Here is a 19,748-nt window from a genome sequence, read left to right on the forward strand (position 1 = left end):
CGATCCGCTCCGCGCCCGTAGTCTCTCAAACGGCCGAGCGCTTATTCAGCAGCTTCGCCGTCAGCCTTGGCGACTTCCTTGCCGGTTGCCTGATCGACAACCTTCATGGAGAGGCGAACCTTGCCGCGCTCGTCGAAGCCCATCAGCTTGACCCAGACCTTGTCGCCTTCCTTGACGACGTCGGAGGTCTTGGCAACGCGCTCGGACGCGAGCTGCGAGATGTGCACGAGGCCGTCGCGCGGGCCGAAGAAGTTGACGAAAGCGCCGAAGTCGGCGGTCTTGACAACCGTGCCTTCGTAGATCTGGCCGACTTCCGGTTCCGCAACGATCGAGTGGATCCACTTGCGGGCCGCTTCGATTTCCTTGGCGGAGGACGAAGCGATCTTGATCGTGCCGTCGTCTTCGATGTTGACCTTGGCACCGGTCTTTTCGACGATTTCGCGGATGACCTTGCCGCCCGAACCGATGACTTCACGGATCTTGTCGACCGGGATGTTCATGACTTCGATGCGCGGTGCGAATTCGCCGAGCTGCGAGCGGCCTTCGGTGATGGCATTGGCCATCTCGCCGAGGATGTGCTTGCGGCCACCCTGTGCCTGGCTGAGCGCGACCTTCATGATCTCTTCGGTGATACCGGCGATCTTGATGTCCATCTGCAGCGAGGTGATGCCGTCGGCAGTACCGGCGACCTTGAAGTCCATGTCGCCGAGATGATCTTCGTCGCCGAGGATGTCGGAGAGAACGGCAAAGCGCTCACCTTCGAGGATCAGGCCCATGGCGATACCGGCAACCGGCTTAGCGAGCGGAACGCCGGCATCCATCAGAGCGAGCGAGGTGCCGCAGACGGTTGCCATCGAGGACGAGCCGTTCGACTCGGTGATTTCCGATACGACGCGCAGCGTGTAGGGGAACTGGTCCGCAGACGGCAGCATCGGACGGATGGCGCGCCATGCGAGCTTGCCGTGGCCGATTTCGCGGCGGCCCGGGGAGCCCATGCGACCGGTTTCACCGACCGAGTAGGGCGGGAAGTTGTAGTGCAGCAGGAACTTTTCCTTGTACATGCCCGTCAGCGAGTCAACGTACTGTTCGTCTTCGCCGGTGCCGAGCGTGGCAACGACGATTGCCTGCGTTTCACCGCGGGTGAACAGGGCCGAACCATGGGTGCGCGGCAGGATGCCGACTTCCGAGACGATCTTGCGAACGGTGTCGAGATCGCGGCCGTCGATGCGGCTCTTGGTGTCGAGGATGTTCCAGCGAACGATCTTGGCCTGCAGGTGCTTGAAGACGGCACCGATGACTTCGGCAGTGTACTTCGGCTCAACGCCCTCGGGCAGGAAGTGTGCCTTCACCTTTGCCTTGACGGCGTCGACAGCAGCGTAGCGCTCGGCCTTCTGGGTGTTCTTGTAGGCGGCGCGCAGCTCGGTTTCGGCGATCGAAAGCATTTCGGCTTCGAGTTCCGAATGATCTTCCGGGGTGAAGTCGCGCGGTTCCTTGGCAGCCACTTCGGCAAGCTTGATGATCGCGTCGATGACCGGCTGGAAACCCTTGTGACCGAACATGACGGCGCCGAGCATGACGTCTTCGTTCAGTTCCTTGGCTTCCGATTCAACCATCAGGACGGCGTCCTGCGTACCGGCCACGACGAGGTCGAGGATCGATTCCGGCATTTCGTCGAGATGCGGGTTGAGGACGTACTGGCCGTTGATATAGCCGACGCGAGCGCCGCCGACCGGGCCCATGAAGGGAACGCCGGAGATCGTCAGGGCAGCCGATGCTGCAACCATCGACAGGATGTCCGGATCGTTTTCGAGGTCATGCTGGACGACGGTGACGACAACCTGGGTGTCGTTCTTGTAGCCTTCCGGGAACAGCGGGCGGATCGGACGGTCGATCAGGCGGGAAACCAGCGTTTCCTTTTCCGACGGGCGGCCTTCGCGCTTGAAGTAGCCACCCGGGATCTTGCCGGCGGCGTAGGTCTTTTCCTGGTAGTTGACGGTCAGCGGGAAGAAATCCTGGCCCGGCTTCGGCGACTTGGCCGAAACGACGGTGGCGAGAACGATGGTCTCGCCGTAGGTGGCGAGAACGGCGCCGTCTGCCTGACGGGCGATCTTGCCGGTTTCGAGCTTGAGCGGGCGGCCTGCCCATTCAATTTCGACTGTGTGGGTATCGAACATTTTTTGTCCTTCGTGTGCGGCAAGGCCGCGCCGCAGCCAGTGTGGCGCGGGCGGCAATGGTTCCGCTGATATGACACATCACGGGCAAGACAGCGGGAGGCTTCCAAATGGCTGGCGCTCGTTCCGCTCCCTGAAAGCCTGATGCTCCGGTTGCGTGGAAAATGCGCAAGCGCCGAAGCATCCTGCAATCCTGCCCCATGACAGGTCATCGGTTGGTTCCGCAGAGCCGGCCCATCCGGTCTGCTGGGGTGTCCGCTTCAATGGAAGCCGAATTGGCTTTCTTGAAAGCGCAAACGCGGGACGATCCCGCAAAAAACGAACCGGCGGGCCCCTTGTCGAAGGGTCCCGCCGGTGTAAGGCTTAGCGGCGAATGCCGAGAGCAGTAATCAGCTTGGTGTACCGCGCCTCTTCCTTGCCCTTGACATAGTCAAGAAGCGAACGGCGGGTGGAAACCATTGCCAGAAGGCCACGACGCGAGTGGTTGTCCTTCTTGTGGCCCTTGAAGTGATCGGTCAGGTTGTTGATCCGCTCAGTCAGGATCGCAATCTGGACTTCCGGAGAACCGGTGTCGCCTTCGACGATTGCGTATTCCTTGATAAGCGCAGCCTTGCGCTCTGCAGTGATCGACATCGTGTCATCCTTTCAATGTTTAGGATTTCGGGTCGCCAGCAGCCGGGATGTCGTCTAGCTGCGGCCATGAAGGCACAAGTCCGCAGTGAGCGGGGTCTGATGCTGGCGCTGCCTATAAACCATCCGGCATCAAAAAGAAAGAGGGCGGATAAAGGGCGCCATGACGCCTCCATTTGCCGTTACGGCGGCGGCGTGCGCGGGTGCATCGGGGCGGACTTGCTCTTGCCGTCAGCCGCGGCACAATCGAGATAGGCGGCAAACACCCAGCCGAGCGCCTTGCCATTCCTGGCCACCTTTGCCCACCGCTTGCCGCCATGCGCGCGCTCTTCGACCACTTGCACAGCCGTGCCGTTGCCGAGAACGGACAGGACCCTGCCCTGTGGCTCGGCGCGCACATTGAGCGGCGTCGCAGTCGGATCGGCGACGATACAATCGGCACCGGACGCGGACTGCGCGGCAGCGGCGAAAAGCGTAACAGCCGCGATGCCCACGGTTACGATACTCTTCATTCGAGACATCTGCCCTCCTCCACGACGCGGCAAACCCACTCTGCAACACACCATGACAGCGCGATAGACCGCGCCTGCGGTCACACCGACAGATTGGCACTCAGCTTTTCACTCGGGATTTTCACCCGCCATTCGATGCCGTCTTCGTGCATGATCCGCTCCAGCTTCGCGTCCAGCGCCATGCCGAGCATACGCTCCAGCACCATGGTACCGAAACCCTTGCGGACGCTTCCGGCCGCGGCGGGTTCGATATCGGCGCCCTTTTCTCTCCAGACGACCAGAAATGTGCCGTCGGCGACCGACCATTGCAGGTCGACGATACCGCCGCCATTGGCAAGCGCGCCATATTTGGTGGCATTGGTGGCAAGCTCGTGCAGCGCCATGCCCAGCGTCTGCGACACCTGCGCATCGAGCCGCACCGGCGGGCCAAAGAGGCGGACCCGGCGCGGATCGTCGGGAATGAACGGCTGCAGCTGGTTCTGCGCCAGCTCGCGGAAATCGACGCCCTGCGCGGCATTGGCAATCATCAGGTCCGTCGAGCGGGCAAGGCCGGTGATGCGCTTGCGGAAGGCTTCGGCGAAATCCACCCGGTTTTCCGCCGCATTGAGCGACTGGTTGAGCATCGACTGGATGACGGTGAGCTGGTTCTTGGAGCGATGCGCCACCTCGCGCATCAGGAAACGGATTTCGTTTTCCGCCTTTCTGCGCGCCTGCGCCGCTTCGGCCAGTGCTGCCGATACGGTTTCGATCTCGGCGATCATATGCTTGCGCGGCGCGATCGGCCGTCCTGCGCCCAGAAGATGCGCATCCCGCGCCAGCAATTTGACACCCTGCGCCAGAAGCCGCGCAATGGTGGCAGACCCGGCGATGGCGATACCGGCAAAGAGAAGCCCGCCCAGCGAAAGCCAGAGATAGGACCAGAGCGCCGGTGCATCGACATCGGAGCTTTTGGCCCAGGCGACGATTTTCCAGCCGGTGAGCACGGAAAACTCCGTGACCGTGCGGTATTCCACGCCGTCATTGACCGCCTCGCCGACACCGACGCGCAAGGCCGGCACGATCGCCATGAAGAACGGCTGTCCAACCTCCAGTGCCTTGTCGGACGAAGCGATCACATTGCCGGCCCCATCGAGCAGGGCCGCGTTCCAGCCGGGTGACAGGACATCACGATTGACCGCCTTCAGCATATTCTCGGCGTTCTGGGTCAGGGTGAGCAGATAATCGCCGTTGCCGAGCGGCGTGGTGATCGGAAGATAGACGTTGAACACCCACCTTTTGGCCGTCTGGCCGAAGAAGACGTTCGAAACCAGCGGCCCGCCGTTTCGGAATGCCTGATCGATGGAGGTCGGATCGGATGCCTTCGCCAACTGGGCTCCGAACGGTACCCGCGTATTGAAAAGCTGATTGTGGCCGCGATCGATCACCAGAAGGTTGGTGTCCGTGTCCACCAGCGAAGAGCGGGCACGCTCGTAGAATTGCTCGAGATTGTTGCTGTCGATGCCGCCGGCCGTGGACAGCACCTTGAGCGTGGTCAGCATGCCGTCGATTTCGCGCTCGACGACGCGCGTCACCGATCCGGTCGACGCCTTGAGAAGCGCGGTCACGACCCGCTCCTGCTCGTCGGTGCTGCGCTTGAGGATGATCATCGAAAAGACGAAGGACGGGATGATGGCGACAAGCAGCAGGACCGTCAGATAGAACGACAGTGGGCGCCTCAGCCGCGAACGCAGGCGCATCGCCCATGCGGCACGCTGCTCGCTCCTTTTGTCCTGTGCGTCGATCAAGCGTCCCTCATCCACCATCCCCGGTCCGCAAATCAGGGCAATACGTCGGCATTATGTCACGCCACACCACGTATCACACCCGCAAGCGTCCGCGAATCCCGATCCCAGACAGGAACATGCGCCAGCGATTTTACGAAAGCAACCGATGCGTGCACCGAAATCGACGGGACGGCAGCCAGGTTTCAGCTGGTGACGAAGACACGCTTCGGCCGGAATTCACCCTCGCCGATCTCGCCGATGGCGACCAGCTTGCCGCGCGAAGTGGCATAGGCTTCCGGCTCCGCCATCGGCGCATCGCGTCCGCGCAGGATGATCGGATTGCCCATTTTCAGGCGGTGGGCCTGATCCTCGGTGATGGCGATATGCGGCAGGTTCGACAGGGCTTCGCCGGTATCGATCAGGAAGGCATCGAGCGCTTCCAGCCGTTCGTCGTCGCTCTCGATCTTTTCCAGCGCCACCAGCTCGGCCAGCGGCACCATGGTTTCCTCCGCGAACGGCGCAACGAAACTGCGGCGCAGCGAAGCGATATGACCGAAGCAGCCGAGGTCGCGACCGAAATCGCGGGCCAGCGAGCGCACATAGGTACCCTTGCCGCATTCGATCTCGAAATGCGCGAGGTTTTCCGTGCAGCCGAGCAGCGACAGGCGGAACACCTCCACCTCGCGGGCCGGAATATCGACGGTTTCGCCTTCGCGGGCCAGATCGTAGGCGCGGTTGCCGTCGATCTTGATGGCGGAGAACTGCGGCGGCACCTGGCTGATGACGCCGGTATATTTCGGCAGCAGGGCGCGGATGTCTTCTTCCGTCGGACGGCTGTCGGACGACTGCGTCACCTCGCCCTCGAGATCGTCGGTCGAGCGTTCTTCACCCCAGGCGACAGCGAATTCATAAATCTTGCGGCCGTCCATCACATAGGGAACGGTCTTGGTCGCATCGCCCAGCGCGATCGGCAGCATGCCGGAGGCCAGCGGATCGAGCGTGCCGGCATGTCCGGCCTTCTGGGCCTTGAACAGCCACTTGATCTTCGACACGGCTTCGGTCGAGCCGAAATCCAGCGGCTTGTCGAGAATCAGCCAGCCGGAAACGGCACGGCCCTTGGGTTTGCGAGGTTTTGACATTCTTCGGCTCTTTTTGCTTCAGGCTCTTTTTTTGCGAAACGTCGCGGCGGTTTTGGCAACGCTGCCATCGGGCATTTTCTGGCCGTTGCCTTTTTCGAATCCCAGGGCATAGAGACGCCTGGCGATCAGATATCCGGCCGCGATGGTCGCGCCATTGTCGGCGCGGTAATCCTCGCCAAGCCCTTCAACCATCAGGGGCTCGATGGCGCCAAGTGGCGGTTTGCCGGATGCGGCGGCTTCCAGCAGCAGCTTTTCATTGTAGGGCGAGGAGACGATGGCTTCCAGCGCCTTCATCTCGCGGTCGCCATGGGCGATTTCCTTGCCGTGGCGAAACGGCAGGCCGGAAGCGACCAGCATTTCGACAAGCCGCACCGCCTCTGCATTGTCGAAGCGGGCAAGACCGTTGCGGTAGAATGTCTGGCGCTGATCGAAGGTCCAGGCGTTGAGATCGTCCAGAGTGATATGCTTTGCCATCACGCCCCGTTTTTGTCTTCCGGGCCGTCTTCATCCTTCAGGTCGCGCAGGACTTCCGGCGACCGCAGCAGCTGGTCGATCTTCTTGTAGTTGTCGAAGCTGGTATCGTCCTTGAAGCGGACTTCCGGCATGTATTTCAGCTGGCGCAGATGCGGCGTCAAGCGGCCGCGAATATATTTGGCATGGCGGTTCAGCGCCTCGATGATATTGGCGTGATCGGCAACGCCGAGCGGCGTCACGAAGGCCGTGGCGACGCGCAGGTCCGTCGACATGCGAACCTCGGAAATCGAGATCACCGTCGTCTCGATCAGAGGATCGCGCACTTCTCCGCGCTGCAGCACCTGTGTCAGGCCTGCACGAACCTGTTCGCCGACCCTCAGCATGCGCTGCGAGGGGGCAGAGGATGTCACTTTACTCATGGCTTTTCCGCTGTCTGGCGTTTCAAGGAACGCGACCAAGGCGGTCCAATGCTACTTTCAGGCCCAAAGGTCAAGGCTTGTCGGCCATTCGGCCCGCCGGGCAAGCGGCCGAATCGGCACAAAACCCACTTGAAAGCATGCGTACGGCATGATCAATCTGGGCAAAACGGTGAGCGAGCGGAGAGACGATGCGGGTTCTGGTGGTGGAAAACATGGCCCAATCCGACCTTGGACAGGTGGGTGTGGCGCTACAGGAAGCGGGTGCGCAGATCGACCGGCGCCGGCCATTTGCCGGCGAGGCGCTGCCCGGCGACGTTCACGGGCATGATGCGCTGGTGGTGCTCGGCGGCGAGCAGAGCGCGATCGACGACGCGCTTCACCCGTACCTGCCGGAACTGGCCCGCCTGATGCGCGCATTCACAAACGCGGACAAGGCCGTGCTCGGCATCTGCCTTGGCAGCCAGCTTCTCGCCCGCGCCCATGGCGGCGACAATCTGCTCGGCAAGACCCGCGAATTCGGCTGGCACGGCGTTAAACTGACGGACGAAGGCGAGCGCGACCCGGTACTGAGCGCGGCCGGCAAGGCCTTTACCAGCTTCGAATGGCATTCCGACAGTTTTACCCTGCCCGAAGGCGCCGTTCATCTCGCCACCAACCCGGCGGTTACCAACCAGGCCTTTCGCATCGGCCGCGCCGCCTATGGCATGCAGTTTCACTTCGAGGCCGGCACCCGCGTCGTCGAGGACTGGAACCGCATTTTCGAGGGCCAGATCAGGGGCCTCGACCCGGACTGGCTGGCGCAGTATCCGCAGCATGCGGCATGCCATGCCGGACCGGCGGATGCGGCCGGCCTGGCGCTCGCCCGCGCCTGGGTCGGCACGATCCGGCCCCACGAAACCGGCGGCAACGGCATGCGGCAGATGGCGGATATCACCGCCTGACAGAGAAAATATCACCTTCTATTTGCGGCCCCGGCCAGCGATCCTATCTATTAAAACATCGGCGGCTATAACGAGCGCAACAGGAGCTTGCCCGGTCTTGGCGAGCTTGGAGCGGAAAAGCGGAGCAATCGGATGACAATCCATTTCGACAAGCAAGCCGGCCATCCGGCACCGGAAGACGGGATGCGCGCGGCATCCCGGCCGTCTGCCCTCGGCCTGCTGTCGGCCGTTGCTCTCGCGATGTCTGTCGCAGCCGCCTCGCCGGCCGCTGCCGCCTATTGCAGCAGCGTCCCGGCGCCGGGGCTCGACTGGAGCCAATGCACCAAGAAAAACCTGATGCTCCCTTCCAGTTCGCTGGAAGGGGCGAACCTCTCCGGCACCGATTTTTCACTGACCGATCTCAGTGGATCCAACCTGGCTTCGGCGAACCTGGAAAAGGCCACCCTCGTGCGCGCCTGGCTGGCCGGCGCCAAGGCTGAAAAGGCGAATTTCGCCCGCATCGAAGCCTACCGGTCGAGCTTTGCCAATATTGCCGCCAACGGCGCCTCCTTTGCCGGCGCCGAACTCCAGCGCGCCGACTTCAGCGGCGCCGACCTGACGGGTGCCGATTTCGAGAAGGCCGAGGTGGGGCGCGTCATGTTCAAGGGCGCGATCCTGACCGGCACGCGCTTCTCGCTCGCCAATCTCTCGCGCGCCGATCTGAGCGGCGCCATCTTCGAAGGGCCGATCAATCTCGACCAGGCCTTCCTGTTCCTGACCCATATCGAGGGGCTGGACTTGTCGGCGGCAACGGGCCTTCAGCAGGCGCAGATCAACCTTGCCTGCGGCGATGACAAGACGAAGCTACCGGCAGGACTGACCGCGCCTGCCGGATGGCCCTGCGGATCGGATTGAGCCGGCTAACGAAAATCCGTTCCGGCGGATCGATGCTCCCGTCTGCGGTCATGCGCCACATTGGACATTGGCCGCTCCTCCGCTAGATTTGATCCGAACGACGGGAGGGAGCAGATCATGAGCAAACCGAATCTACCGCTGGAGGGCGGCTGCCGTTGCGGGCAGGTGCGGCTGAGGATCAGCGCACCGCCGCTCCTGACCATGGCCTGCCATTGCACCGGCTGCCAGAAAATGAGCGCCAGCGCCTATTCGCTGAGCGCCGCCATCCCCGCCGACGGATTTGCCGTCATCGACGGCGAACCGGTGATCGGCGGCCTGCACGGCGCCTCGCGCCACTATTTCTGCCCGCATTGCAAAAGCTGGATGTTCACCCGCCCCGAAGGCGTGGACTGGTTCGTCAACCTGCGCCCGACCATGCTGGACGACGCCAGCTGGTACTCGCCCTTCATCGAAACGTTCACCCGCGAAAAACTGCCCTGGGCAACGACTTCAGCCGTGCACTCCTACGAGACATTTCCACCGATGGAGGCCTATGAGGGGCTGCTGAAGGCATTTGCGGCGCAGGACTGATACGCGTGTAGCCAGGCCCCTCTCAAAACCCTTGAAAGAGGAAATCCGTCGCCGCCGTAATGACGTCCGCATGGCGGGTGACGTCGGCCACATGCTGCCCAAGCTCACTGACCGGGATAACGCCGATGAACTGCGTCGCCATGACATAGGGTTGCCCATCGATTTCAAATCTCGGATTGAGGCGGCCTATCAAACGAGGAATATCGACCGGTAAAAGAAGCGGTACGACAGTACGGGTTTGAAGATCAGACAGAAGATCAGCCTGCAAATCGAGAGCCAGTGCGCCGCCGTGCTTCAAACGATAGACATGAAATCGCCCCATCAGAATTGGCGATATTTCGCAAATGGCAGGCCGTGTTCCTCGACATATTTATTGGAAGCAGCAATCGCCTCGGCATTCTCGATCCGCCACAGGCGCTCCCGCTCGGCCTTGACGGCGCGCTCGATCCCGTCTTCGGCGGCCCGAGACAGATTGATCTTCAGATCACGCGCACGGGAAATCAGATCGCTATCCAGCGATAGATTGGCAGATTTGCGGGCAGGCTGGGACATTGCAATCTCCAGAGGTCATGCGCGGAGTATATGCGCATAACCTCTGGAAGAAAAGATTACTCGTCGCCCATCTTCAGCGCTGCGATGAACGCTTCCTGCGGGATTTCCACCTTACCGAACTGGCGCATGCGCTTCTTGCCGGCCTTCTGCTTGTCGAGCAGCTTGCGTTTACGCGTGGCGTCGCCGCCGTAGCACTTGGCGGTGACGTCCTTGCGCAGCGCCGAGATGGTTTCGCGGGCAATCACGTTGCCGCCGATGGCGGCCTGGATCGGGATCTTGAACATGTGCTTGGGAATCAGCTCTTTCAGCTTCTCGCACATGTCGCGGCCGCGCTTTTCGGCCGCCATCCGGTGCACCATCATCGACAGCGCATCGACCGGCTCGCCGTTGACGAGGATCGACATCTTGACCAGATGGCCTTCCTGATGCTGGGTGATCGCATAGTCGAACGAGGCATAGCCCTTGGAGATCGACTTCAGCCGGTCATAGAAATCGAACACGACTTCGTTGAGCGGCAGGTCGTAGGTCAGCATGGCGCGGGTGCCGACATAGGTCAGTTCCACCTGGATGCCGCGGCGGTCCTGGCAGAGCTTCAGGATACCGCCGAGATAATCGTCGGGCGTCAGGATCGTGGCGCGGATCCACGGCTCGTGGATTTCGGCGATCTTGACGACATCCGGCATATCGGCCGGATTGTGCAGCTCGCGCTCGGTACCGTCGGTCATGAACAGCTTGTAGACGACAGACGGGGCGGTTGCGATCAGGTCGAGATCGAACTCGCGCTCAAGGCGCTCCTGAACGATTTCGAGATGCAGCAGCCCCAAGAACCCACAGCGGAAACCGAAGCCGAGGGCGGCGGACGATTCCATTTCGAAGGAGAACGACGCATCGTTGAGGCGCAGCTTGCCCATGGCGGCACGCAGGTCCTCGAAATCGGCGGCATCGACCGGGAACAGGCCGCAGAACACCACCGGCTGGGCCGGCTTGAAGCCGGGCAGCATGTTGGCGGTCGGGCGCTTGTCCTCGGTGATGGTATCGCCGACGCGGGTATCGGCCACTTCCTTGATGGAGGCGGTGATAAAGCCGATCTCGCCGGGGCCGAGCGCCTCGACGGTGACCATCTTCGGCGTGATGACGCCGACGCGCTCCACCTGATACTTGGCATCCGTGCCCATCATGCGCACGGTCTGGCCCTTCTTCAGGACGCCGTCGAGAATGCGCACGAGAACGATGACGCCGAGATAGGTGTCGTACCAGCTGTCGACCAGCAGCGCCTTCAGCGGCGCGTTTTCACCGCCCTCGCTCTTCGGCGCAGGCAGTTGATGGACGATGGCTTCGAGCACGTCGGGAATGCCCAGACCGGTCTTGGCCGAGATCAGCACGGCCTGGCTGGCATCGATGCCGATGACTTCCTCGATCTGCTCGCGGATGCGGTCTGGTTCGGCGGCCGGCAGGTCGATCTTGTTGAGAACGGTGACGATCTCATGGTTGTTGTCGATCGCCTGATAGACGTTGGCGAGCGTCTGGGCTTCGACACCCTGCGAGGCATCGACGACCAGCAGCGAGCCTTCGCAGGCCGACAGCGAGCGCGAGACTTCATAGGCGAAGTCGACATGGCCGGGCGTGTCGATCAGGTTGAGGACATAGGTCTCGCCATTGTTGGCGACATAATGCAGGCGGACGGTCTGCGCCTTGATGGTAATGCCGCGCTCTTTCTCGATATCCATGTTGTCGAGAACCTGCTCCGACATCTCGCGCGCGGCAAGGCCGCCGGTCGACTGGATCAGCCGGTCAGCCAGCGTCGACTTGCCATGGTCGATATGGGCGACGATCGAGAAATTGCGGATATGCGACAGGGGCGTCTTTGAAGGTGTTGTGCTCATGCGCCCGCATACAATGGAACCTTAAAAACTGCAAAGAATTTTACCGATCGCGGCCGACGAAATGCGGAGAATGCCGGCTATCCGCCGTAAGGCGGCTGCAAAAACATCAAGCACGCGATCAACCGGATGCGTCTTCTCAGACGATCAGGAAATCATCGGCCGTGAGTTTGAGGTGGCTGTCGAGCTGTGCGATCTGGATCGCAGCCGCCTTGCCCGTCCCATCGGCGTCGTAAAAAAGCGTGCCGGTCCGGCTGTCATAGACGATCCGGTCGCCGGCATCCGCCGCCTTCGCGCCAATGACGAAGGCCGAGGCTTTCAGCGCGCCGGCCGGCAGTTTGGTAAAAATGTCGTGGTCCAGCACAAGCCGGTCATCGACAACGCTGAAATCCGTGATCCTGTCGATATTGCCGGCCGCGGGCTTGGTGTCGAAGATAAACTGATCCTTGCCGCTGCCGCCGGTGAGGGTATCCTTTCCGGCTCCGCCATAAAGCTTGTCATTCCCGGCCCCACCGGAGATCCTGTCATTGCCGGCACCGCCCCAAAGCCTGTCGTTTCCGGCGCCACCCGACAGCGTATCATTGCCGTCGCGCCCGCTGATCTTGTCGTCGCCGCCCAGACCGTCGATCGTGTCGGCAAGCTTCGAGCCGCGCAGCGTATCCGCCTGCGCAGTGGGTTGGATATAGGCGGGGTCGCCGTCATAGGTGCCGATCAGCCTGTCGAGATCGCGCTCAGGTGCTGCGAACGGAATGAAACCGTCCGCCAGGACCATCTTGTTGAAGGCGGCGACGCGCGCGCTGCCGCTGATGTAATCGACCACGAAGACCGGGATGCCCTTGTCGACGAAATCGCGTTTCAGGATGGCGATCGTCTCTTCGTCCGGCTTCAGCACATTGTTCTCGTCCTTGTCGCCGCGATAATAGAGATCTTCGACCGCGATGCCGCCGATGGCATCGAGATAGGCCTGCTTTCGCACGCTGTCGCTGCCGAGATCGTTGAGAATCCAGGCGCCGTTCTGGGGGATGACGAAAAAGTCTGGATTGGTTTGACGGGCATGGTCCGTCAGGGCGACGACAAAATCGACCATGCGCTGCGCGGCCTGTTTCTGATTGACGGGATCGCCGGCCTGGCGGTCGGCCTTGGCAACTTCGGCGCCCCAGAAATAATAGGCGTCGATGATGTCGAGATAGGCCGCATCGAACCCGGCCTTGACGATGGCGTCGAGATCGCCGGTCTTCCTGTCGTTGAACATGGTGTTCTGCCAGTCCGGATCCCAGTAACGCACCTTGCGGCCTTCGGGCCAGTCGGGATTGACAGGCCCGAGCCAGTCCGGCGCCACGTCGGTCAGTTTGCCGGTGGCCTTGCCCGTGGTGGTCCAGTCCTTGTCCCAGTAGTCGCGAAAATCGGACGCCTCGCCGATGGAGATATAGGAGACAACCACGGACCACCCGCCCATGCCGTCTTTCATGCGGGTCACTTCATCAGCGGTGAACCGCCCGCTGTTTGTGCCGTCGCGCGAGGAATCGATGACGAGCAGATCATGGGTGGCCGAGACCAGCAGGTTCACATTTTGCGGATCGCCGTTCAGCCCCTGTAGCTGATAGCCCCAGTTGTCGACGGCAACGGTGCCGGTCGATGTCTTGAACTTGAGCATGCGCGGCTCCGTTTTGCTGTTTCCAGTGAAATGAATAGGTGATTTCCGGCCGGCAGGGATAGCCGGAATATGGAGATAACCTCAACGAAGTCTTCACATCCCGCATTCGGTGCGCGGCGCCGTTTCGTGGAATTTCAGCCGCGCGGCAAGAAAACAGCGGCTCCCGCGTTGACTCCACTATAGGATCATATAATTCTCTTATAATGGAAAATTCGAATGACTTCGAAACCGATATTGCCGAACGGATGAAATCGCTGCGGCTGGCACAGGCGATGACGCTTGACGATCTGGCGACCCGTGCCGGCGTCAGCCGGGCAATGATTTCGCGCATCGAGCGCGGCGAGGCAAGCCCGACGGCGCAGCTGCTGTCGCGGCTCTGCAGCGCGCTGGGCACCACGCTGTCGCGCTTCTTTGCGAGCGCTGAGCAGACCGCAAGCCCGCTGTCGCGCCGCGACGGGCAGCGGGTCTGGCGCGATCCGGACACCGGCTATCTGCGCCGTTCGGTCTCGCCCGACGGCACTGGGTCGCCGGTCGATATCGTCGAGGTCGAGTTTCCGCCGGGCGCCCGCGTCGTGTTCGAACGACAGCAATTCGACGCCGGCCTTACCCAGCATCTCTGGCTGTTCGAGGGAAAGCTCACCATGACCGCCGGCGATGAAACCCATGTGCTGGAAGTGGGCGACTGCCTGTTCATGCGGCTCAACGACGCCCATGCCTTTCACAATCCGCATGGCAAGCCGGCCCGCTACGCCATCATTCTCAACCGCAGCAAAGTATAGTCCCGATGCCCCAGATCACCACCCGCACGCTCACCCCGTCCGAAACCACGGCGGCCCTTGCCGCGCTGGCCGACATCCTGTCCGACTGCGTCGAAGGCGGTGCGTCCGTCGGCTTCCTGTCGCCGTACACGCCGGAAGATGCACTGCCCTACTGGCACGGTGTTGCCCGCGCGGTGACCGAGGGGGACACGGTCCTGATCGTGGCGGAGAAAGACGGCGACATCCTCGGCACGGTTCAGCTCGGGATCGGCACAATGCCCAACCAGCCGCACCGCGCCGACCTGAAGAAGCTGCTCGTTCACCGCAAGGCGCGCGGGCTTGGGCTTTCGCGGCTTTTGATGGACGCCGCCGAACGCGCGGCTGCCGATCACGGCCGGCATGTGCTCGTTCTCGACACCGCAACCGGCAGCCCGGCGGAATCCATCTATGAGAAATTCGGCTGGCAGCGCGTCGGCGTCATTCCGCAATATGCCCTGATGCCGGACGGCAGCTATTGCGGCTCGACCTTCTTCTACAAGTCTCTTTCCGGCGCCTGATACACATCGGCATACATATCGGCGACAGCCACACGCCCCTGCGATTACCACCAAAAATGGCCATATCCTGCGGAAAAAACAGCGAATTTCGCCATTCCGCATCCCTGATCCTCGTGCTAGCTGAATTTCAGCCGCAAGGCCGATATTCTTAAGGGGAACCCATGAAAACCATTCGTCAACGCGCGAGCCTGGCCGTGCTGTCCATCCTTCTGGCCCTCGGCAGCGTATCCGCCGCCACGGCCGCCGATGTGACCTTCCAGATGAAGAACAGCCATCCGAACGCCGTCGAAGTCGAGCTTTACAGCCAGGACCGCGACCATGTCTGGCCGGGCAATAACCAGGTTTACCTGCTGGACGACGGCGAAACCAAGGAAATCCCGCTGTCCTGCGACCAGGGCGAAAAGATCTGCTACGGCGCCTGGATTTCCGGCGACAAGGAAACCTATTGGGGCACAGGCCCGGACAACGCCGAAACCTGCACCGATTGCTGCTACACCTGCCAGGGCGGCAGCACGGAAGAGATCGACCTGACCGAATAGAAAACGCAAGAGCGGGAACGGTGCCTTGCGCCCGTTCCCGCGTCAATCGTGACCGGTATCGGCACTGTTTGAGCCTTCTATCCTTTTAATGTGCCTGTCCTCTTCATCTTCCTGCCGCAATCGGTAGTATGAAGCAGAGTGAGCACCATTGAGGACCTTTGATTCCATGATCAAGAAAATCGCCGTTCTGGCCATCGCCGCCGTCTATCTGTCCGGCTGCACCACCACCGACCCGTATACGGGCCAGCAGAAAATGTCGAATACGGCCGGCGGCGCGCTGATCGGCGCGGGGCTTGGTGCGGCCACCGGTCTTCTGGTCGGCGGAAGCTCGGCGGGCCGGCGCGATGCGGCCCTGGTCGGCGCCGGCATCGGCGCGCTCGGCGGCGGCCTGATCGGCAACTACATGGACAGCCAGGAATCGGAGCTGCGCGCACAGCTGCAGGGCACCGGCGTTTCGGTCACCCGCGTCGGCGACCGCATCATTCTCAACATGCCGTCCAACATCACCTTCGCCACCGATCAGGATCAGGTCAACACCGGCTTCTATCCGACGCTGGATTCCGTGGCGATCGTGCTGCGCAAGTTCAACAAGACGCTGATCGATGTCGATGGCCATACGGATTCGACCGGCAGCGCCAGCTACAACAAGGGCCTTTCGGAGCGGCGTGCCGTCTCCGTCGCCAACTACCTCGGCTCGCGTGGCGTCGATCAGCGCCGCATGTCGGCTGTCGGCTACGGTCCCGACCGCCCCGTCGCATCGAACGGCAGCCCGGACGGCCGCGCCCAGAACCGCCGCGTCGAAATCTCGATCGCGCCGATCAAGGAAGGCTGATCCGACAGCCCGGGTTTCAAAAGGCCGGCCACCGCGTGAACGGCCCCCAGACGTTGACGTTCAGCGTTCGGGGGCCGGATCATGCGGTGGCCGGTTTTTTATGCGCGGCGTGCGAGCCGGGATGCCGCATCGCACAAACTGCGACGCTGCCTGCGCGTGAAAGCCGGGCGTACACCATTGACGCGAAGCGCGATCCGAACCTAAAGTCGGTTATTGCGAACGTGAGCAGATACGAATGCGCGTCGACGCCGAACTCCTCTCTCAGGCATTGGACCGGGTCCAGACGGCCGTTTTCGAGCCGTCGCTGTGGCTGCCGACGATCGAAGCCATCGGCAGGGCGAGCGGTGCCTTGGGCGCCAACATCATGGAGCCGGCCGGACGCGGTGCCTTTGGCGCGGCACTCAGCACCGAAAATCTCGACGGCCTCCTGGAAGGCTATGTTCGCGAAGACTGGGGCACACGGGATTTCCGGGCGCAACTTCTGCCACCACTCCTGCGCGCAGGCGTGGTGCTGGAGGCGAACTACGTCTCCAGGGAACAATTCGACCACCACGAATATTACAAGTTCATGCGAAAATACGGGGTCGGCGATTCCGTCCTGATGAATATCTCGTCGGCCACGGATGAGCTGTATTTCGTGCTTCAGAACAGCGTGGCAGAGGATTCTCCCCAGCCCGACGACATGCCGCATTTCCACGCCATTCGAACCCGGCTTCAGACCGCTTTGCAGCTCGCCCAGCATATCGATGCAAGCAGGGTCATGGGCATGGCGGCGGCCTTCGAGACCTCGAATATCGGCTGTATCTTCTTTAACCGCAAAGGCCTTGTCACGCTGACCAACCCGAAGGCCGACGCACTGTTTACCGGTGATTTGCGGATTTCACGGGGAGAGGTCCGGGCTTTTTCCGCGGCGGAAACCGCCCGTTTCAACCGCGAACTCAAAATCGCCATACAGGCTCCCGGACAATCCATCGATGCCTTGTCTGCCGTTCGCTTGTCGCGCCCCGGCAAACGGCCGCTGATTGCCCGGTTCGAACGGTTCGGTACCCATCTCGCCGATGTGTTTTCACATTCCTGCGCCATGGCCCTGATCGAGGATCCCGACGAGGATGTACAGCTGAAGCCGGAAACGCTGATGGCGCTGTTTGACCTGACGCCGGCCGAAACGAGGATATCGCTTCTTGTCGCCAGCGGCATGAGCGCCGTCGATATCGCCTGCCGGCACGGGATCGGCTACGAGACCGTCCGAAGCCATATCCGCTCGATTTTCCGCAAGACGGACACCGGCCGGCAATCCGAACTCAGCGCCCTGTTCGGCCGTATTCGTCTCTAATCCTGCCCTGCGACGACAGGCGGATAGGCGTGCGTTTCGCCATGAAAATCCGAGACCGTATAACAGCCGCCGCCATTGTCCTCGATGGTCGCGGCACTGATCACCGTCTTGCCGTGGCCGCCGGGAATATCGAGGATATAGGCGGGCTGGCAGAGACCGGAGACACGGCCGCGCAGGGACGCGACCAATGCCTGGCCCTCCTCGATCGTCAGGCGGAAATGGCTGGTGCCGGGGGCCAGATCGGGATGGTGCAGATAATAGGGCTTGATCCGGTTTTCGACGAAGGCCCGCATCAGGGCGGCCAGCGTATCGGCATCGTCATTGACGCCCTTCAACAGCACCGACTGGCTGACCATGACGATGCCGCTCTCGACCAGACGGGCGCAGGCGGCGCGGGCATCGGCCGTCAGTTCGCGCGGATGATTGGCGTGCAGCGCCAGATAGGTGGTCTTGCCGCTGGCCTTCAGCGCGGCGATCAGGGCAGCATCGACGCGCTCCGGCTCGACGACCGGCACGCGGGTGTGGAAGCGGACGATCTTGACGTGATCGATCGCCGCCAGCCGCTCCATGATGGCGGCAAGCCGGCGTGGCGACAGCACCAGCGGATCGCCACCGGTGAGGATCACCTCCCAGATTTCCGTGTGGGCGGCGATATAGGCAAAGGCATTGTCCATCGCCTGCGATGCAAGCGTGCCGAGCCCCTGCGGCCCGACCATTTCGCGGCGAAAGCAGAAGCGGCAATAGACCGGGCAGACATGCACGGCCTTCAGCAGCACGCGATCGGGATAGCGATGAACGATGCCTTCGACAGGGCTATGCGCGCCGTCGCCGATCGGATCCTCGCGCTCTTCCGGCAGGCGGACGAGCTCGGCCGCATCGGGCACGAACTGGCGGGCAATCGGATCGTTGGCATCGTCGGGATCGATCAGCGCCGCGATCGCCGGCGTGATGGCCACCGCATAGCGGGCCGCGACATCGTCCAGTCCGGGGCGCCGGGCTGCGGCAACCAGCCGCGCCTCTTCCAGATCGTCGATGGTTTTCAGGGAGCGAAGCGCGGTCATGGGCGATCCTTGCCCATAGGGTCGGTTTCGGCCACCGGCGCCCAGATGACCTGATCGATCCGCGATGCGCCCGTCGCCAGCATCACCAGCCGGTCGAAGCCGAGCGCGCTGCCGCTCGCCTGCGGCATGATTTCCAGGGCTCTCAGAAAATCCTCGTCCAGCGGATAGGTTTCGCCGTAGACGCGGCTTTTCTCGGTCATCTCCATTGCGAAGCGGCGGCGCTGTTCGCGCGCATCGGTCAGTTCGCCGAAGGCATTGGCAAGCTCGACGCCGCAGGCATAAAGCTCGAACCGTTCCGCCACCCGCGCATCATGCGGTGCTGGCCGGGCGAGAGCGGCTTCGGCGACCGGATATTCGTACAGGACCGTGGCGCGGCCGAAACCGAGGTTGGGCTCGACCTTCTCGACGATCACCCGGCTGAACAGATCGGCCCAGGTATCGTCCCCGGCGACACGCAGCCCGGCGGCGCGAAGGGTCTCCGCCAGACGGTCCCGATCGGTCTCGCCGTTGCGGTCGATGGAGGCCAGAAGATCGACATCGGCAAAACGCGCGAAGGCTTCGGCGACGGTGATGCGCTCGGGCTCTGCGAAGGGATCGGCTTGTCCGCCACGATAGGTCAGCTGCTTTGCCCCCACCGTTTCGGCTGCAAGGCCGAGAATATCGGCGCAATCGCGCATCAGCGCATCATAGGTTTCGCCGGCCCGGTACCATTCGAGCATGGTGAATTCCGGATGATGCAGCGGCCCGCGCTCGCGGTTGCGATAGACATGGGCGAAGCAGGCGATCCGCTCCTCGCCGGCCGCCAGCAGCTTTTTGCAGGCAAACTCGGGCGAGGTGTGGAGATAGAGCAGCGCGGCACTCCCGTCGTGATGGATAGCCTGCGTTGCAAAGGCATGCAGATGCGCCTCGTTGCCGGGCGACACCTGCAGCGTCGCGGTATCCACCTCGATGAAATCGTGCGCAGCGAAAAAACCGCGCAGGGCGGCCTGAATCCGGTTGCGGCCGAGGAGGAAACCACGGCGGTCGGCATGGACATCGGGGGTCCACCAGGGGGAGGCAGCGGGCATCA

General features: G+C 62.2%; 21 protein-coding genes. 8 read left to right on the plus strand and 13 right to left on the minus strand.

The genetic code is table 11. From position 1 onward, the window contains the following. Window positions 1–41: 41 nt before the first annotated feature. The 7 genes from pnp to rbfA all read right to left on the minus strand — a co-directional run bounded on the left by pnp (window position 42) and on the right by rbfA (window position 7,108). Window positions 42–2,174: a polyribonucleotide nucleotidyltransferase gene (gene pnp / locus ADU59_RS04880; protein WP_068952172.1), complete on the minus strand. Its 2,133-nt coding sequence runs from the start codon at window positions 2,172–2,174 to the stop codon at window positions 42–44. Between the two features lie 360 nt (window positions 2,175–2,534). Continuing rightward, window positions 2,535–2,804, minus strand: a complete 270-nt coding sequence (gene rpsO / locus ADU59_RS04885) for a 30S ribosomal protein S15 (protein WP_068952173.1) — start codon at window positions 2,802–2,804, stop codon at window positions 2,535–2,537. 179 nt (window positions 2,805–2,983) lie between these two features. Then, entirely contained in the window at window positions 2,984–3,313 is a 330-nt protein-coding gene (locus ADU59_RS04890) for an SH3 domain-containing protein (protein WP_193427066.1), read from the minus strand. A gap of 80 nt (window positions 3,314–3,393) precedes the next feature. Beyond that, window positions 3,394–5,097 (minus strand): sensor histidine kinase, encoded by a 1,704-nt coding sequence (locus ADU59_RS04895; protein ID WP_068952617.1) that lies wholly within the window; start codon window positions 5,095–5,097, stop codon window positions 3,394–3,396. A 182-nt stretch (window positions 5,098–5,279) separates the two neighbouring features. Further along, window positions 5,280–6,215, minus strand: coding sequence for a tRNA pseudouridine(55) synthase TruB (gene truB / locus ADU59_RS04900; protein ID WP_068952176.1), 936 nt, complete (start codon window positions 6,213–6,215; stop codon window positions 5,280–5,282). An 18-nt stretch (window positions 6,216–6,233) separates the two neighbouring features. Next, window positions 6,234–6,689 (minus strand): hypothetical protein, encoded by a 456-nt coding sequence (locus ADU59_RS04905; RefSeq protein ID WP_068952178.1) that lies wholly within the window; start codon window positions 6,687–6,689, stop codon window positions 6,234–6,236. Next, window positions 6,689–7,108, minus strand: coding sequence for a 30S ribosome-binding factor RbfA (rbfA, locus tag ADU59_RS04910; protein WP_068952180.1), 420 nt, complete (start codon window positions 7,106–7,108; stop codon window positions 6,689–6,691). The genes ADU59_RS04905 and rbfA overlap by 1 nt, the downstream gene beginning before the upstream one ends. A 188-nt stretch (window positions 7,109–7,296) precedes the next feature. On the opposite strand from rbfA, the gene ADU59_RS04915 reads away from it, so the two are divergent. The 3 genes from ADU59_RS04915 (at window position 7,297) to ADU59_RS04925 (ending at window position 9,513) form a co-directional block, all read left to right on the plus strand. Next, window positions 7,297–8,049 carry a type 1 glutamine amidotransferase gene (locus ADU59_RS04915; protein ID WP_068952182.1) on the plus strand — a complete coding sequence of 251 codons (753 nt, stop codon included), beginning with the start codon at window positions 7,297–7,299 and terminating at the stop codon, window positions 8,047–8,049. 183 nt (window positions 8,050–8,232) lie between these two features. Next, the gene (locus tag ADU59_RS04920) at window positions 8,233–8,943 is read left to right on the plus strand and encodes a pentapeptide repeat-containing protein (protein ID WP_068952619.1); all 711 of its coding nucleotides are present in this window, start codon (window positions 8,233–8,235) and stop codon (window positions 8,941–8,943) included. A 117-nt stretch (window positions 8,944–9,060) separates the two neighbouring features. Continuing rightward, window positions 9,061–9,513, plus strand: coding sequence for a GFA family protein (locus ADU59_RS04925; RefSeq protein ID WP_068952184.1), 453 nt, complete (start codon window positions 9,061–9,063; stop codon window positions 9,511–9,513). 22 nt (window positions 9,514–9,535) lie between these two features. On the opposite strand, the gene ADU59_RS04930 is transcribed toward ADU59_RS04925, so the two are convergent. The 4 genes from ADU59_RS04930 to ADU59_RS31100 all read right to left on the minus strand — a co-directional run bounded on the left by ADU59_RS04930 (window position 9,536) and on the right by ADU59_RS31100 (window position 13,599). Further along, window positions 9,536–9,835 carry a CcdB family protein gene (locus ADU59_RS04930; protein ID WP_068952187.1) on the minus strand — a complete coding sequence of 100 codons (300 nt, stop codon included), beginning with the start codon at window positions 9,833–9,835 and terminating at the stop codon, window positions 9,536–9,538. Next, entirely contained in the window at window positions 9,835–10,065 is a 231-nt protein-coding gene (locus ADU59_RS04935; protein WP_068952189.1) for a type II toxin-antitoxin system CcdA family antitoxin, read from the minus strand. The genes ADU59_RS04930 and ADU59_RS04935 overlap by 1 nt, the downstream gene beginning before the upstream one ends. A 56-nt stretch (window positions 10,066–10,121) precedes the next feature. Further along, window positions 10,122–11,948 (minus strand): translation elongation factor 4, encoded by a 1,827-nt coding sequence (gene lepA / locus ADU59_RS04940; RefSeq protein ID WP_068952192.1) that lies wholly within the window; start codon window positions 11,946–11,948, stop codon window positions 10,122–10,124. A gap of 136 nt (window positions 11,949–12,084) precedes the next feature. Further along, window positions 12,085–13,599, minus strand: coding sequence for an MJ1477/TM1410 family putative glycoside hydrolase (locus ADU59_RS31100; RefSeq protein ID WP_068952194.1), 1,515 nt, complete (start codon window positions 13,597–13,599; stop codon window positions 12,085–12,087). A 203-nt stretch (window positions 13,600–13,802) separates the two neighbouring features. Between ADU59_RS31100 and ADU59_RS04950 the strand changes: the two genes are divergently transcribed. From ADU59_RS04950 to ADU59_RS04970, 5 genes are all read left to right on the plus strand, one after another. Next, on the plus strand, window positions 13,803–14,378 hold the full coding sequence (locus ADU59_RS04950) for a helix-turn-helix domain-containing protein (RefSeq protein WP_068952202.1): 576 nt from the start codon (window positions 13,803–13,805) through the stop codon (window positions 14,376–14,378). Window positions 14,379–14,383: 5 nt separating this feature from the next. Further along, on the plus strand, window positions 14,384–14,914 hold the full coding sequence (locus ADU59_RS04955; protein WP_068952204.1) for a GNAT family N-acetyltransferase: 531 nt from the start codon (window positions 14,384–14,386) through the stop codon (window positions 14,912–14,914). Between the two features lie 161 nt (window positions 14,915–15,075). Beyond that, entirely contained in the window at window positions 15,076–15,453 is a 378-nt protein-coding gene (locus ADU59_RS04960) for a hypothetical protein (protein WP_068952206.1), read from the plus strand. A 166-nt stretch (window positions 15,454–15,619) separates the two neighbouring features. Beyond that, complete coding sequence (locus tag ADU59_RS04965) at window positions 15,620–16,285, plus strand: YiaD family glycine zipper/OmpA-like lipoprotein (RefSeq protein WP_068952209.1); 666 nt, start codon at window positions 15,620–15,622, stop codon at window positions 16,283–16,285. A gap of 235 nt (window positions 16,286–16,520) precedes the next feature. Next, a complete protein-coding gene (locus tag ADU59_RS04970; protein ID WP_068952211.1) occupies window positions 16,521–17,618 on the plus strand; it encodes a helix-turn-helix transcriptional regulator in 1,098 nt (365 codons plus the stop codon). On the opposite strand, the gene ADU59_RS04975 is transcribed toward ADU59_RS04970, so the two are convergent. Continuing rightward, window positions 17,615–18,679, minus strand: coding sequence for a lysine-2,3-aminomutase-like protein (locus ADU59_RS04975; protein WP_068952213.1), 1,065 nt, complete (start codon window positions 18,677–18,679; stop codon window positions 17,615–17,617). The genes ADU59_RS04970 and ADU59_RS04975 overlap by 4 nt on opposite strands. After that, entirely contained in the window at window positions 18,676–19,746 is a 1,071-nt protein-coding gene (gene epmA, locus ADU59_RS04980) for an EF-P lysine aminoacylase EpmA (RefSeq protein ID WP_068952215.1), read from the minus strand. Before epmA ends, ADU59_RS04975 begins: the two co-directional genes overlap by 4 nt. Window positions 19,747–19,748 lie beyond the last annotated feature (2 nt).

Source organism: Pararhizobium polonicum (assembly GCF_001687365.1).
Classification (GTDB): domain Bacteria; phylum Pseudomonadota; class Alphaproteobacteria; order Rhizobiales; family Rhizobiaceae; genus Pararhizobium; species Pararhizobium polonicum.

Bases quoted from the DNA above. Each gene is read 5' to 3' on its own strand.
- pnp (WP_068952172.1), bottom strand. From the start codon at position 2,174: ATGTTCGATACCCACACAGTCGAAATTGAATGGGCAGGCCGCCCGCTC.
- rpsO (WP_068952173.1), bottom strand. From the start codon at position 2,804: ATGTCGATCACTGCAGAGCGCAAGGCTGCGCTTATCAAGGAATACGCA.
- ADU59_RS04890 (WP_193427066.1), bottom strand. From the start codon at position 3,313: ATGAAGAGTATCGTAACCGTGGGCATCGCGGCTGTTACGCTTTTCGCC.
- truB (WP_068952176.1), bottom strand. From the start codon at position 6,215: ATGTCAAAACCTCGCAAACCCAAGGGCCGTGCCGTTTCCGGCTGGCTG.
- ADU59_RS04905 (WP_068952178.1), bottom strand. From the start codon at position 6,689: ATGGCAAAGCATATCACTCTGGACGATCTCAACGCCTGGACCTTCGAT.
- rbfA (WP_068952180.1), bottom strand. From the start codon at position 7,108: ATGAGTAAAGTGACATCCTCTGCCCCCTCGCAGCGCATGCTGAGGGTC.
- ADU59_RS04915 (WP_068952182.1), top strand. From the start codon at position 7,297: ATGCGGGTTCTGGTGGTGGAAAACATGGCCCAATCCGACCTTGGACAG.
- ADU59_RS04920 (WP_068952619.1), top strand. From the start codon at position 8,233: ATGCGCGCGGCATCCCGGCCGTCTGCCCTCGGCCTGCTGTCGGCCGTT.
- ADU59_RS04925 (WP_068952184.1), top strand. From the start codon at position 9,061: ATGAGCAAACCGAATCTACCGCTGGAGGGCGGCTGCCGTTGCGGGCAG.
- ADU59_RS04930 (WP_068952187.1), bottom strand. From the start codon at position 9,835: ATGGGGCGATTTCATGTCTATCGTTTGAAGCACGGCGGCGCACTGGCT.
- ADU59_RS04935 (WP_068952189.1), bottom strand. From the start codon at position 10,065: ATGTCCCAGCCTGCCCGCAAATCTGCCAATCTATCGCTGGATAGCGAT.
- lepA (WP_068952192.1), bottom strand. From the start codon at position 11,948: ATGAGCACAACACCTTCAAAGACGCCCCTGTCGCATATCCGCAATTTC.
- ADU59_RS31100 (WP_068952194.1), bottom strand. From the start codon at position 13,599: ATGCTCAAGTTCAAGACATCGACCGGCACCGTTGCCGTCGACAACTGG.
- ADU59_RS04950 (WP_068952202.1), top strand. From the start codon at position 13,803: ATGGAAAATTCGAATGACTTCGAAACCGATATTGCCGAACGGATGAAA.
- ADU59_RS04955 (WP_068952204.1), top strand. From the start codon at position 14,384: ATGCCCCAGATCACCACCCGCACGCTCACCCCGTCCGAAACCACGGCG.
- ADU59_RS04960 (WP_068952206.1), top strand. From the start codon at position 15,076: ATGAAAACCATTCGTCAACGCGCGAGCCTGGCCGTGCTGTCCATCCTT.
- ADU59_RS04965 (WP_068952209.1), top strand. From the start codon at position 15,620: ATGATCAAGAAAATCGCCGTTCTGGCCATCGCCGCCGTCTATCTGTCC.
- ADU59_RS04970 (WP_068952211.1), top strand. From the start codon at position 16,521: ATGCGCGTCGACGCCGAACTCCTCTCTCAGGCATTGGACCGGGTCCAG.
- ADU59_RS04975 (WP_068952213.1), bottom strand. From the start codon at position 18,679: ATGACCGCGCTTCGCTCCCTGAAAACCATCGACGATCTGGAAGAGGCG.
- epmA (WP_068952215.1), bottom strand. From the start codon at position 19,746: ATGCCCGCTGCCTCCCCCTGGTGGACCCCCGATGTCCATGCCGACCGC.